Below are 13712 nucleotides of genomic sequence, written 5' to 3' on the forward strand. Positions count from 1 at the left end.
CTATTACAATGATCACGGACATGCCCACGTGCATCGTAAAGCATCGGACATTCTGCAAATGATCGAAGCATCCGGCCTGCCTCCAAGAGTAAAAGCTCGAAGCCTTTCCATCTTCAAGGTGATCGCGCTAGCCGAAGGGAAAATCCATGGCATCGATCCCTCCGCCGTCCATTTTCACGAGGTTGGCGCGATGGACTCCATCTTGGACATTATCGGGGTGTGCCTGGCATTGGAGAGTCTTCAAATTGACGAAATCCTCGTATCCCCCGTGCCGGTCGGTTCCGGCAGGGTACGAATGGCGCATGGCGTGTATCCGATTCCGGCTCCGGCTACGGCGGAGATCCTGCTGGGGGTTCCTTTGTCTTCCTTTACCGCCCCGGGCGAACTAACCACGCCGACGGGAGCAGGGATCGTGAAGGCGCTTGCGGCCGGGTTTGGTCCATTGCCGGAAGGCACAATCGAGCGGATCGGTTACGGTGCCGGCACCAAGGATTTCGACCATCCCAACGTGTTAAGGGCCATGCTGCTTAAACGGGATATACCTGCGGCGGTTCCGACGGAAACGATAACTGTGCTGGAAACGCAGGTGGACGATGGATGCGGCCCGGGCAGCCCGTACTTCCGGAGTTCCGCTGAATACCGTATACCGAGAGGTGTACAGGCGATTGGATTGGACCACTTGATGGGCAAAGCGATCGGACTTACTTTGATTTTCATGGCCATTCTTTTGCTCGTTACAAGGGGCGGGTATAACGCCTGGATGCGGTAATAAGCGCGAGTTTTGGATATAAAAGCGGTTCACCGGAAGGTGGACTGTTTTTATTTATGCTTTCGTTTATTATCTGCGCTGTCCATCCTATTTATACGGCTCGCGTCGGAATTTCGAAATTCCGAGGGGGTGATTCCCTCCAGCTTTTTGAATATGCGAGTGAAGTAACCGGCATCATCAAATCCAACGTGTCCGGCGATCCATCCGATTGAGGCACGGTCTGTTTTTAGAAGTATTTTAGCTTCTTCTATCCGTCGTTTTTGTTGGTAATCGGTAAGGGTCATTCCTGTTTCTTTCTTGAATTGTCTCGACAAATGTGCCGGATGTACGTGGCAATGTTCAGAAAGATGGCCTAGATTCAATGGTTTGCTGAAGTGAACCGCAATATATTCTGACGCTTTTTGAACTAAAGGCGAATATCCGGAAACGGCACGATGACGTACCAAATCGCAATATTCGTCGCACATTACGGCGATTAGATGATTGAGCGAATCGATGGTATCGGACCGTTCGATTTGCTTGGAGAATTTCTCGGAAATTTGATGAAGGAAGAATGGTTGGACCTTTCCTTTTTCTGCCGCGATTCGCAGGAGTGTATTTAAAACGACCATTAAATTTTTCATCGCCCTAACCGGTTGGTTGGGAAACCTTTCGGAGAAATCAAACAAATTTTTCGTTTTTGAAAAGATTTCTTTTAGCCTTGCTTTATCGCCCTGCTCAACGGCCCACATCATTTCTTTTTCCATTTTATAACGCAATTCGATTAAATCGATATAGGTTTCATCAGTTTGTTGCAACATAAGTTCGATATTCTTCTGCTGAGATGATACCGGCGGATTTTCATGGGTACCCAATATCCGAAGGGAGGTCTGGCGGATGGAACCTGCCCGGTCCAGGATATTGGCCAAACTCTGAAGTTTGGATCTGCTGATCAGTTTTAAACCGCGGTAAAATGCCTCCAATTCAATAAGTTTTTGTTGATTGATTTTGAATTTTGTATGGAATCTATTCGTATCAGGCACTTGCATTAAGAAAGGACCGTTAATTAATATCTTCGTTTGTTCCCCATTGCTCTGGAATGGTCTGGCTACGTAGGAAAATCCCCATTCATTGGTGTACATGCAGCATTCCTTGGGGGATCGCTTTGCTTCTTTGCTAAGGAAGAGGAAGTCTTTCCGCTGCACCTCGAGCATAAATTCCGGCAAAGGATCACGCTCATGCACCAAATGGAGAGAACCGTTGTTGTTCAATACGACCGTATTGATATCTGTCAAGCGAAAAATCGTCAGGCTGACGGTTGTTAATGGAAGAGTCTGAATGGTCATCTTGATCATCCTTATACCATGTTAAAATTGTCCCGACAATGTTATTTAAATTCTACTGTTTCATATCCCGTTATAAGTATAATCTTTGTTGTAGACATTTAAAATAAAAAATAAAAGGGGAGGCAGGGAAAATGTTATATCCAATCGTTACCGAGTCTCGGGGAATTGTAGATTTAAATGGGATTTGGAATTTTAAACTTGATTTTGGAAAGGGTTTTCAAGAAAAGTGGTATGAATCTCCACTTACCGACACCATAAATATGTCAGTTCCATCTTCTTTCAATGATGTAGGAGTGACTGCCGATATTCGCAATCATGTAGGCTGGGTGTGGTACGAAAGAAATTTTACGGTACCAAGCCTGCTTTTCTCAGAGCGAATTGTTTTGCGTTTCGGTTCCGCTACTCATAAGGCGAAGGTTTATGTGAACGGCGAGCTTGTTGTTGAACATCAAGGAGGATTCACTCCGTTCGAAGCCGAAATCAACCGATTCTTAACTGGCGGCAAAAACCGCTTAACAGTTGCTGTGAACAATATCGTGGATGAAAGCACGCTGCCTGTGGGAAATTATAGCGAGCAGGAAATCCCCGGCCTTGGTAAGGTCGTCAGAAACAGTCCGAATTTCGACTTCTTTAATTATGCGGGTATCCATAGGCCGGTTAAGATTTATACTACACCTCACACTTACGTCAAGGATGTCGCGGTCGTTACGGACTTCAAAGAAACGACGGGGAATGTTCGCTATGAGGTAGAGATCGTGGGAGAGGCACAGGTTAAGGCAGCGGTTATGGATGAATCGGGTGCTATCGTCGCGGAAAGCAGCGGTTTGTATGATACCATCAGCATCAACGAAGTCAAACTGTGGGAGCCGTTGAACTCGTATCTTTATACCCTCAAGGTCGAGCTTATCAAAGATGGAAAGGTTGTTGACGTTTATGAACAGCCTTTCGGGGTTAGAACCGTTCAGGTGAAGGCCGGTAAATTCCTGATCAATAATAAGCCTTTTTATTTTAAAGGTTTTGGGAAGCACGAAGATACTCCGATTCACGGCAGAGGCTTTGACGAAGCGGCCAACGTTCTCGATTTCCGTCTGATGAAATGGATTGGCGCCAATTCGTTCCGGACGTCCCATTATCCTTATTCCGAAGAATTGATGCGACTGGCGGACAAAGAAGGCATCGTCGTCATCGATGAAACGCCGGCCGTCGGACTGCATCTGAACTTCATGATGATTTTCGGCGGGGAACGGAAGATCAATACATGGGAAAAATTGAAGACTAGCGAGCATCATCAGGATGTAATTCGCGAACTGATTGCCCGCGATAAAAATCATCCGTGTGTGGTCATGTGGTCCATCGCCAATGAACCGGCTTCCGAAGAAGAGGGAGCTTATGAGTATTTCAAGCCGCTGGTGGATTTGGCCAAAGAGATCGACCCGCAGAAAAGACCTGTAACTATCGTCACTCACCTTGGGTCGACTCCGGATATATGCAAGGTGGCCGAACTTGTCGATGTGCTTGCGTTAAACCGTTATTACGGTTGGTACGTACAAGGCGGAGATTTGGAGGTTGCCAAAATCAAGCTCCGCGAGGAATTTAACGGCTGGCAAAAGCGCTGCCCGGGCAAACCGATTATCATGACCGAGTACGGTGCGGATACGGTTGCAGGATTGCACGATGTCGACCCCGTTATGTTTACTGAAGAGTACCAAGTGGAGTATCTGCGCGCCAACCATGAGGTCTTCGACGAATTCGACAACTTCGTCGGCGAACAGGTTTGGAATTTCGCAGATTTTAACACGAGCCAGGGAATCATACGGGTGCAAGGCAATAAGAAAGGGATTTTTACGCGGGATCGTAAACCGAAATATGCAGCGCATGAACTGCGCAAAAGATGGCTTTCGATCCCCCAATACGGATATAAGCAATAAGGTTTGGCAGTATTTCGGCTTTTCTTGTCGGGGAGTCTGGATTGGAAGAAAGACTCCCTACTGAAAAAAATATTTTTCATCAGGTAATTGCAAGCGATTTCATTGCAAGAAAAACAGCTAAGATATGGGGGCGTAAAAAATGGCTCAAAACGCCGCACTAAAGGTTTCAGGAACAAATGCCGACGGAAACGCGTCGCGTCCTTTCGGTTTGAGCGATAAACTCGGCTATTTGTTCGGCGATTTCGGCAATGATTTCTTCTTTATTTTGGTAAGCTCATTCCTAATGGTTTACTACACGGATATCTTCAATATTAGTGCGGCAACCGTCGGGTTAATGTTTTTAATCGCAAGATTATGGGATGCCGTTGCGGATGTGATGTGGGGCCGGTTCATTGATATGAGAAAACAGGGCAAGCACGGCAAATTTAAACCTTGGATTTTCAGAATGTCTTTTCCACTTGTAATTTCAGGTGTGTTAATGTTCGTCAAAATTCCGGGGATGTTGGACGGATTTTATCTGGCATACGCTTTTGTCACATACCTTGTTTGGGGAACTTTATACAGTACGGTAAATATTCCTTACGGCTCGATGGCCTCCGTCATTACAAGCGATCCTGTCGAACGGACAACATTATCTACATTTAGAACGATGGGCGCTATGCTTGCGTCTTTAATCATTAACGTAGTCGGACCATTGATTTTGTTTGTAAACAATGAGGCGGATCCGGACCGTTTTCTAATGGCGGCCATTATGTTCGGTATTTTATCTATCGCCTGCTATATGGCGTGCTATAAGTTATCGACGGAACGCATTGCGATGAAGGAAACTCAAGCAAAAAATCTGAATTTAGGCAAAACATTAAAAGGGCTGTTGAAAAATAAACCGTTACTCTCCATACTTGCGGCATCTTTAACTTTTATGATGCTCACAATGCTGGTCGGCGCAGCGAATGTGTATTTGTTTAAAGACTATTTTGGCAACGCTTCAGTATTAAGCATGGCAGGTTTGATTCAGGCAGTCGCCGTATTTGTCGCTATTCCGTTAGCCAAGCCGTTGGTGGCCCGATTCGGGAAGAAGGAAGTTGCATCGGCGGGCATGCTGCTTGCAGGCGTTGTTTATCTGCTTTTATACTTGTTGCCAAACTTGACTGCTATTCAATTTATCGCGGTTTCCGCTGTGGGTATGTTTGGATTTGCATTCTTCAATATCGTGGTTTGGGCTTTCGTAACGGACGTTATCGATTATCATGAGTATTTAACAGGCTTGCGGGAAGATGGAACGGTGTATTCTGTTTACTCGTTCGCCCGTAAAGTAGGGCAGGCAATTGCCGGGGGGATCGGTGGCATGGTGATCGGGGCGGTCGGCTATAACGCAACCCTCGAGACCCAAACAGAAAGCGTGCTTGACGGTATTTGTGCATTAGGCACTTTAGTGCCGGCCGTCGTCTACTTGTTGATCTTTTTTATTTTAGTATTTCTATATCCATTGAATAAGCAGCGCACAAACCAGCTTGCCACAAATTTGGCCGAAAAAAGAAAGAATCAAAATTAACTTGTAAAAAGAAAGAAGATAGCTCAGGTATTTTAGCTATCTTCTTTCTAATTTATCGTTTGCCGATTTTGGGACGTTTCAAGGAAGAAGACCGTTCCTCCAAACGGGGGTCCAGCAGCGATGTCAAGCGCGAAGGTCCGTTCTCCGCCATAATCTGGAGCAGCGCCGCGGCGATCCGTTCCGCGAACAACGTAACCGGAGCGCCGACTGCCGTCACCGGAACGTCTAATTCCTCTAGCTGCGGAATGTTGTCATAGCTGACAAGGGACAGATCTTCCGGAACATGAAGCCCGCCGTCCAGCACCGCTCTTAAGAAGCCGGCCGTTACGTCGAACGCCCCGGTAATGACGGCGGTCGGCCGGATTTCAAGCGCAAGCAGCATGCGGCCGGCTTCGAAGCCATGCCGCCAAGTATTGCCGCGAGAATTGAGGATGATCGCCGAATCGGCGGTTAACCCGCATTCAAACGCGCTCTCCAGATATCCTGCGACCTTCTCCTGCTGCTTGGCATCGGCTTCCCGCGCGTCGCCGATATAGGCGATTCGGGTATGGCCAAGAGAGGATAAATATCTTACGGCTTCTTTCAATGCGTCCTTTCGCTTTACGTCGACCAGCGCGTATCGCGGACCGGCAATATGGGAGGAGCCGATCGAGACGGCCGGAATATTGGTTGTGACGGGTTCCGCATGCCGTTCTTCCGGCGTAATGTCCTCGAACACGATGATCCCGTCCACCTGTAGCCGTTGAAAGAGCCGGACCGCCGAGGCCGGCGGAAGAATCGACAGAATGACCTCATATCCGCGTTCGGCGAGCGCATCGTTAATGCGGCTGACCAGCACGGAAAGCGCCACCCGCTCGAGCGAAGGCAGCACGACTCCGACGGTCATGCTGCGGCGGGATACGAGGCTCTTGGCCGCCAGGTTCGGCTCGTAACCGAGCTGCGCCGCCAGCTCGACGATGCGCCGCTTCGTGTCGGGTTTGACCAGCGGACTGTCGTTAAGCGCCTTGGACACGGTGGAATAGCTGACGCCCGCAAGGCGGGCGATATCCTTAATGGTGACATTCATAGTTGTTCACCGCTCCCAAGATAATAAATAACATACGTTTTCAAAAAAATCAGAATGTATTTTTAAAATATCATTGATTTAACCGTAATTTCAACATATTATATAAATGCACACCAATAACAACGTTGTTATATTTCGCAATAGCCGCGCATGAAGGGGCATACAAAGAGCTTCTCTAATTTTCGCACATTAGGAAACACTTAGGATTGTAGACGAAATTGAACACTAAAGGAAGGTAACTTTCATGAGCGAAATCATTCAAAATATGTTGAAGCCGATCCCGATCCCGCCGGTCGTTCGAATTCGCCAAAAGTTCGATGCCTCTAAGCTGGATGACCCGCTGGCGGTATTAATTGAAGAGCTGAAGAGGCCTGGTGCCGTCGATGCTCTTCGCCCGGGGCAGCGCGTCGCCGTCGCGGTCGGCAGCCGCGGAATCGCAAACATAGCCGGCATAACGAAGACGACTATTGATGCCATTAAAGCAGCCGGCGCGAATCCGTTCATTGTGCCGTGCATGGGCAGCCACGGCGGGGCAACGGCGGAGGGCCAGGCCGAGGTGCTGAAGCATCTCGGCATCGACGAAGCGTCGATGGGGGCTCCGGTGGAATCGTCGATGGAAGTCGTTGAAATCGACCGCTTGCCGAACGGCTTGCCGGTATATGTCGACAAGATCGCCTCAACCGCCGATGCCATTATCGTTATCAATCGGGTGAAGCCGCATACGGCGTTCCGAGGGCCGATCGAGAGCGGCATTATGAAGATGATCGCGATCGGCCTTGGAAAGCAGAAGGGCGCCGAAGCGTGCCATCAGCTCGGATTCAAATATATGGCCGAATTCGTGCCGGAGATGGCCCAGGTCATGATCAAGAAGCTGCCGATCGTGTTTGGAGTCGGCGCGGTGGAGAACGCCTATGACGAGACGTGCCATATTGAGGTTCTTCCCGCGGACCGCATCTATGAGCGGGAAGTGGAGTTGCAGAAAATGGCGAAGTCCCGGATGCCGAGGCTGTTGTTCGACCAGATTGACGTGCTTGTAGTCGATCAGATCGGAAAAAACATCAGCGGCGACGGCATGGACCCGAACGTGACCGGCCGGTATCCGACGCCTTATGCCTTCGGAGGTCCCGACGTGAACAAGATCGTCGTGCTAGACGTAACCAAGGAATCGAAAGGCAATGCGAACGGCGTCGGCACGGCCGATTTCACGACGCGCCGGCTTGCGGACAAGATGGACTTCACGGCGACATACTTGAACGGATTGACGTCGACCGTGTGCGCCCCGACGAAGCTCGCAACGACGCTAGAAAGCGACGAGCTGGCGATTAAAGCGGCGGTGAAGACGTGCAACGTGCTCGATTTCACAACGTGCAGGCTTGTCCGCATCCGCGACACGCTTCATCTGGGCGAGATCGAGATTTCGGTGCCAATGCTTATGGAAGCGCGCGAGCATCCGGACATCGAGATCGTATCCGAGCCTTATGAATGGAAGTTCGACAGCGAGGGGTATTTCTTACGATGAAACCATACATTGTCGCCGTAGATATCGGTACGACAAGTACTAAGGCGGCTGTAGTCCACCAGAGTGGTACGATTCGCGCGGCGCTGTCGGTGGAGTACCCGTTGTACACGCCGGCTCCCGACCGGGCGGAGCAAGACCCGGACGAGATCGTCGGCGCGGTTGCAGACTCGGTACGAGACGTGATCGCGAAGGCTGCGGTCGGCGCGGATGAAGTTCGGTGCGTTGTCTTTAGTTCGGCGATGCACAGCCTCATCGCGCTCGATCGCGAAGGCGCGCCGCTGACCCCGTCCATCACATGGGCGGACAACCGGAGCGCGCCGTTCGTGCGTGTCCTGAAAGATCAATCCGACGCTCAGGCAATATATGCCGCGACAGGCACGCCGATCCATCCGATGTCGCCCCTGATCAAGCTGATGTGGATGCGGGAACGCGACTCGTCCGTGTTCGGGAAGTCGCACCGGTTCGTCGGCATCAAGGAATACGTGCTCGGGCGTTGGTTCGGAGGCGGGAACCACGTCGTCGATCACTCCATCGCAAGCGCGACGGGTTTGTTTTCATTGCAAAACCGCGCATGGCATGAGCCGGCGCTGCAAGCCGCAGGCATCGACGCGTCCCGCCTACCCAAGCTGGTGTCCACGACGCACGTGCTGGAAGGCATGGACCGCGCGTGGGCGGAGCGGCTCGGGCTCGCGGCAGGTACGCCGATCGTCGTCGGCGCCTCCGACGGCGTGCTCGCTAACGTGGGCGTTGGCGCGGTCGAGCCGGACCAGTTCGCGGTGACGATCGGCACGAGCGGTGCGGTGCGGGCCCTCGTGAGCGAGCCGCGCACCGACCCGCAGGGCCGCACGTTCTGCTATGCGCTGACGGACGACCGCTGGGTCGTCGGCGGCGCGATCAACAACGGCGGCGTCCTGTTCCGCTGGGTACGGGACGAGCTAGCGACGAAGGAAGCGGATGAGGCGCGCGCGGCGGGCATCGATCCGTACGACCGCCTGACCGAGCTGGCGCGGCAGGCGCCCGCGGGCAGCGGCGGCCTGGTCGTGCTGCCGCTGTTCGCCGGCGAGCGCGCGCCGTATTGGAACGCCAACGTACGCGGCGTCTTCTTCGGCTTATCGCTCGCACACGGCAAGCCGCACATGGTCCGGGCCGTGCTGGAGGGCGTCGGTTACGCCGTGCGCTCCGTCGCGGAAGCGGTCGGCGACGCCGCCGGCCGCCCGCGCGAAATTCGCGCGTCGGGCGGCTTCGCCCGGTCGCCGTTCTGGCGTCAGACGATCGCCGATATTCTCGGCGCGCCGCTGACCGTGCCCGACGCGATCGAGAGCTCCGCGCTCGGAGCGGCCGCGCTCGGCCTCGTCGCTCTCGGCGACTGGGACAGTCTGGAGCCGGCGCGCGCCTGGTCGCAATCGTCGCACACGCACGAGCCGAACACGGCCCATCGGGCGGCGTATGACGAACTGTTTGCGATATACAGCGATTTATATCCGAGGCTCGTGTCGCCTTTCGAGCGGATCGTCAACTTCCAAACATCGCAGTCTTAAGAGGAGGAGAAATCAACACATGGCAGCAATCGATTTGTTCGACCTGACCGGCAAGACGGCCGTCATCATCGGCGGCAACAGCACGCTCGGCTCCGTCATGGGCGAGGCGCTCGGCGCATACGGCGCGAAAGTTGCCGTCGTCGGACGCAACGCCGAGACTTCCGCAGCCGCCAAGCAGCGTATCGAGGCCGCAGGGGGAGAAGCGGCCGTGTTCCAGGCTGACGCGACAAGCAAGGATGACCTGAGCCGCATCCTCTCTGAGATCGTGGAATGGTCCGGAAGCGTGGATATCCTGCTGAATTGCCCCGGCAAAAACAGCGCCACTCCCTTCTTCGAAATTACCGAGGAAGAATGGGACAGCATCATGGATGTCAATCTAAAGGGCGTCATGATCGCGTGCCAGGTGTTCGGCAAACGGATGATCAACCAGGGCAAGGGCGGCAGCATCATCAACATCTCTTCCGTATCGTCCGGGCCGCCGCTCTCCCGCGTCTTCACGTACTCCGTCTCAAAGGCGGGCGTCAATTCCGTGACTCAGTTTCTCGCTCGCGAATTCGCGCCACACACCATTCGCGTCAATGCTATCATTCCAGGCTTCTTCCCGGCCGAACAAAACAAAAAAATATTGTCCGAAGACCGCATTAAGAGCATCATGGGCCACACCCCGATGAACCGGTTCGGGCTAGCGGAAGAGCTGCAGGGCGCAGCCGTGTATCTCGCATCCGAGAAAGCTTCGAGCTTCGTAACCGGCACATTCCTGCGCGTCGACGGCGGATTTGGAGCGATGACAATATGACAAACAACGGCAAGAAACAGCAAATCGGCGTCGTAGGCCTGGCCGTCATGGGCAGAAACCTGGCGCTCAACATGGAGAGCAAGGGGTTCTCTGTCTCCGTATATAACCGTTCTCCCGAGAAAACGCATGAGCTGCTGGCCGAGGCGCAAGGCAAAAACCTGATCGGCACGTTCAGCGTGGAGGAGTTTGTACAATCGCTCGAGCGCCCGCGTAAAATCATGATCATGGTCAAGGCTGGCGGCCCGACCGACGCTACGATCGAGCAGCTACTGCCGCACCTGGAGCAAGGAGATATCATTATCGACGGCGGCAACACCTACTTCAAGGAAACGCAACGCCGCGACAAGGAGCTTAACGGCAAGGGCATTCGCTTCATCGGCACCGGCGTATCCGGCGGCGAGGAAGGCGCGCTCAAGGGGCCGGCGCTCATGCCGGGGGGCCCGAAGGACGCTTATGAGCTCGTGGCGCCGATCTTTACGGCAATCTCGGCGCAAGTAAACGAAGAACCGTGCTGCACGTACATCGGACCGGACGGCGCGGGCCATTATGTAAAGATGGTGCACAACGGCATCGAGTACGGCGACATGCAGCTCATTTGCGAAGCATATCATTTGCTGAAGGACGTGCTCGGCTTGCCCTCCGAGAAGCTGCACTCTATCTTCTCAGAGTGGAACAAGGGCGAGCTGGACAGCTACCTCATTGAAATCACGCAGGACATCTTCTTGAAGAGAGATCCTGAAACCGGACTCCCGATGGTTGACGTCATCCTTGACAGCGCGGGGCAGAAAGGCACAGGGAAATGGACGAGCGAGAGCGCCCTCGATCTCGGCGTGCCGCTGTCCATCATTACGGAATCGGTGTTCGCACGCTTTATCTCGGCTATGAAAGAAGAGCGCACGGAAGCCAGCCGCATTCTGAACGGGCCGTCCAGGAAGCCGCTCGGCATCGATCGCGATACGTTCATCGAGCAGGTGCGCCGCGCGTTGTATGCAAGCAAGATCTGCTCTTACGCCCAAGGCTTCGCGCAAATGCGCGCCGCATCGGAGTATTACGGCTGGAATCTGCAATACGGCGAAATCGCCAAGATTTTCCGCGGCGGCTGCATTATCCGGGCGAGGTTCCTGCAAAATATCACCGACGCTTACAAGCGCAACCCGGAGCTGAAGAACCTCCTGCTTGATGACTACTTCAAGAATGCCGTAGAGAACTATCAGGACGCATGGCGCAACGTCGTGTCCACTGCGGTGCAATTCGGTATTCCGACACCGTCTTTCTCGTCCGCGCTTGCCTATTACGATTCCTACCGGACGGAGCGGCTGCCGGCAAACCTGCTGCAGGCTCAGCGTGACTACTTCGGCGCGCATACATTCGAGCGCGTCGACAAGGAAGGCACGTTCCACTTCGAGTGGATGAAATAACTACAGGCGATCTGGGAGAGTGACGGAAATGGCGAAAGCTTTTATGGATGATAACTTCCTCTTGAACAATCCGACGGCGGCAGCGTTATATCACGAATACGCGAAGAAGATGCCGCTCATCGACTACCATTGTCACTTGAGCCCGCAGGAAATTTACGAGAACAAGCAATATAAAAATGTGACCGAGGTTTGGCTTTTCGGCGATCATTACAAGTGGAGAGCGATGAGGGCGAACGGGATAGACGAGGCTTGCATCACCGGAAACGCGAGCGACTACGACAAGTTTCTGGCCTATGCGAAGACGGTGCCGATGACGATCGGCAACCCGCTGTACCACTGGACGCATCTTGAACTGAAGCGGTATTTTGGCGTGGAAGAATTATTGAACGAACAGACGGCGCCGATGATTTGGGAGAAGGTGAACGCTCAGCTAACCGGGGGCGGCTTCGGGGCGCGCGATTTCATCACGAAGTCGGACGTCAAGTTGATCTGCACGACGGACGATCCGACCGATTCGCTTGAGTACCATGTTAAGATCAAGGAAGATCCAAGCTTCGACGTGGCCGTGCTGCCGTCGTTCCGTCCGGATAAGGGGCTTGAGATCAACAACAAAGGGTTCCTCGATTGGATCCGCAAGCTGGAAAGCGTGTCGGGAACAGCTGTCTCCGATTACGAAGGCCTGCTGGCGGCGCTGGAGAAGCGGGTTGAATTTTTCCACTCGAACGGCGGCCGTGTCTCCGACCATGCGCTCAATTATGTGCCGTATGCCGCTGCGACAAAGGAGGAAGCGGCTGCGGTCTTCGCCAAGGCGATCGCGGGCGAAACCGTAAGTCTTCACGAGGAGCAGCAGTACAAAACCTATACCCTTGTGTTCCTCGGCAAGCTGTATGCGGAGCGAGGCTGGGTCATGCAGTATCACATGAACGCCCTCCGCAACAACAATATGCGCGCATTCGAAACGCTCGGTCCGGACACCGGCTTCGACTCGATCAGCGACAGTGCGATCGCCCAACCATTGTCACGCTTGCTTGATGCGATCGAGCGCGAGAGCGAGACCGGGTTGCCGAAGACGGTGCTATACTCGCTGAACCCGGCGCACAACCATATCGTCGCCACGATGACCGGCAATTTCCAGGGCGGCGGCGTTGCGGGCAAGATGCAGTTCGGCTCCGGCTGGTGGCACAACGATACCAAGGAAGGCATGATCGCGCAGATGAAGACGCTGGCCGATGTCGGCTTGCTGAGCCGCTTCGTCGGCATGCTAACCGATTCGCGCAGCTTCCTGTCATACACTCGCCATGAGTATTTCCGTCGTATATTGTGCAACTTGATCGGCGAATGGGTCGAGGACGGCGAGTTCCCGGACGACCGCGAGCTTCTCGGCACAATTGTACAAAACATCTGCTACAACAACGCGAAGAACTATTTCTCATTTGAATAAAGATTACGAAGTGAAATCCCCGGAATTCGTTAATTCGTTCCGGGGATTTTCTCATTGAATGGAGTTTTTTTCTCAAAATGTTAATATAGTTCTGGTTTTGCAAAAATCATCCCAACCGTTTGAGCGCGTTATTAGTATACTGAAAAGGAAGGATCTTATCTCTCCGGAGAAGATTGAAAGCCCTTACAATAATGATAGAATGGTGATGCGCTTAGCTGTTTTAATTGGAGGGATTGTAATTTATGAGGTTTATGAATAAGTCTCTTATGAATTCTATTCGACTCAAACTGATCCTTGGATTAATTATCCTGAAATATTCACAGCACGATGCTGAAAATCCCGGAACCCATGTATATCAAG

10 protein-coding genes are annotated in these 13712 nt (G+C 52.8%); 8 read left to right on the forward strand and 2 right to left on the reverse strand.

What is annotated here, in order from left to right:
- Positions 1-769: LarC family nickel insertion protein (locus RWM61_RS19015; protein WP_314003752.1), on the forward strand; the 769-nt coding region annotated here is incomplete at its 5' end.
- Positions 770-819: 50 nt separating this feature from the next.
- On the opposite strand, the gene RWM61_RS19020 is transcribed toward RWM61_RS19015, so the two are convergent.
- Complete coding sequence (locus tag RWM61_RS19020; RefSeq protein WP_314003754.1) at positions 820-2094, reverse strand: AraC family transcriptional regulator; 1275 nt, start codon at positions 2092-2094, stop codon at positions 820-822.
- A 131-nt stretch (positions 2095-2225) separates the two neighbouring features.
- Between RWM61_RS19020 and uidA the strand changes: the two genes are divergently transcribed.
- Together uidA and RWM61_RS19030 are read left to right on the forward strand one after the other, a co-directional pair.
- The gene (gene uidA / locus RWM61_RS19025) at positions 2226-4022 is read left to right on the forward strand and encodes a beta-glucuronidase (protein WP_314003756.1); all 1797 of its coding nucleotides are present in this window, start codon (positions 2226-2228) and stop codon (positions 4020-4022) included.
- A 139-nt stretch (positions 4023-4161) separates the two neighbouring features.
- Positions 4162-5574: an MFS transporter gene (locus RWM61_RS19030; RefSeq protein ID WP_314003758.1), complete on the forward strand. Its 1413-nt coding sequence runs from the start codon at positions 4162-4164 to the stop codon at positions 5572-5574.
- 52 nt (positions 5575-5626) lie between these two features.
- Here RWM61_RS19030 and RWM61_RS19035 read toward each other — a convergent pair whose 3' ends face one another.
- Positions 5627-6640: a LacI family DNA-binding transcriptional regulator gene (locus RWM61_RS19035; RefSeq protein WP_314003760.1), complete on the reverse strand. Its 1014-nt coding sequence runs from the start codon at positions 6638-6640 to the stop codon at positions 5627-5629.
- Between the two features lie 244 nt (positions 6641-6884).
- Between RWM61_RS19035 and RWM61_RS19040 the strand changes: the two genes are divergently transcribed.
- The 5 genes from RWM61_RS19040 to uxaC are packed head-to-tail and all read left to right on the forward strand — an operon-like array spanning position 6885 to position 13352.
- Entirely contained in the window at positions 6885-8159 is a 1275-nt protein-coding gene (locus RWM61_RS19040) for a DUF362 domain-containing protein (RefSeq protein WP_314003761.1), read from the forward strand.
- Positions 8156-9697, forward strand: a complete 1542-nt coding sequence (locus RWM61_RS19045; protein WP_314003763.1) for a gluconokinase — start codon at positions 8156-8158, stop codon at positions 9695-9697. Before RWM61_RS19040 ends, RWM61_RS19045 begins: the two co-directional genes overlap by 4 nt.
- 28 nt (positions 9698-9725) lie before the next feature.
- Positions 9726-10493 carry an SDR family oxidoreductase gene (locus RWM61_RS19050; RefSeq protein ID WP_314003769.1) on the forward strand — a complete coding sequence of 256 codons (768 nt, stop codon included), beginning with the start codon at positions 9726-9728 and terminating at the stop codon, positions 10491-10493.
- Positions 10490-11911, forward strand: a complete 1422-nt coding sequence (gnd, locus tag RWM61_RS19055) for a decarboxylating NADP(+)-dependent phosphogluconate dehydrogenase (protein ID WP_314003765.1) — start codon at positions 10490-10492, stop codon at positions 11909-11911. The genes RWM61_RS19050 and gnd overlap by 4 nt, the downstream gene beginning before the upstream one ends.
- Positions 11912-11939: 28 nt before the next feature.
- Positions 11940-13352, forward strand: coding sequence for a glucuronate isomerase (gene uxaC, locus RWM61_RS19060; RefSeq protein ID WP_314003767.1), 1413 nt, complete (start codon positions 11940-11942; stop codon positions 13350-13352).
- Positions 13353-13712 lie beyond the last annotated feature (360 nt).

This window comes from uncultured Paenibacillus sp. (genome assembly GCF_963515335.1).
Lineage (GTDB): Bacteria > Bacillota > Bacilli > Paenibacillales > Paenibacillaceae > Paenibacillus_I.

Excerpts from the sequence above, each read along its gene's own strand:
- uidA (WP_314003756.1), top strand. The coding sequence starts at position 2,226 with ATGTTATATCCAATCGTTACCGAGTCTCGGGGAATTGTAGATTTAAAT.
- uxaC (WP_314003767.1), top strand. The coding sequence starts at position 11,940 with ATGGCGAAAGCTTTTATGGATGATAACTTCCTCTTGAACAATCCGACG.
- RWM61_RS19030 (WP_314003758.1), top strand. The coding sequence starts at position 4,162 with ATGGCTCAAAACGCCGCACTAAAGGTTTCAGGAACAAATGCCGACGGA.
- gnd (WP_314003765.1), top strand. The coding sequence starts at position 10,490 with ATGACAAACAACGGCAAGAAACAGCAAATCGGCGTCGTAGGCCTGGCC.
- RWM61_RS19035 (WP_314003760.1), bottom strand. The coding sequence starts at position 6,640 with ATGAATGTCACCATTAAGGATATCGCCCGCCTTGCGGGCGTCAGCTAT.
- RWM61_RS19040 (WP_314003761.1), top strand. The coding sequence starts at position 6,885 with ATGAGCGAAATCATTCAAAATATGTTGAAGCCGATCCCGATCCCGCCG.
- RWM61_RS19020 (WP_314003754.1), bottom strand. The coding sequence starts at position 2,094 with ATGACCATTCAGACTCTTCCATTAACAACCGTCAGCCTGACGATTTTT.
- RWM61_RS19045 (WP_314003763.1), top strand. The coding sequence starts at position 8,156 with ATGAAACCATACATTGTCGCCGTAGATATCGGTACGACAAGTACTAAG.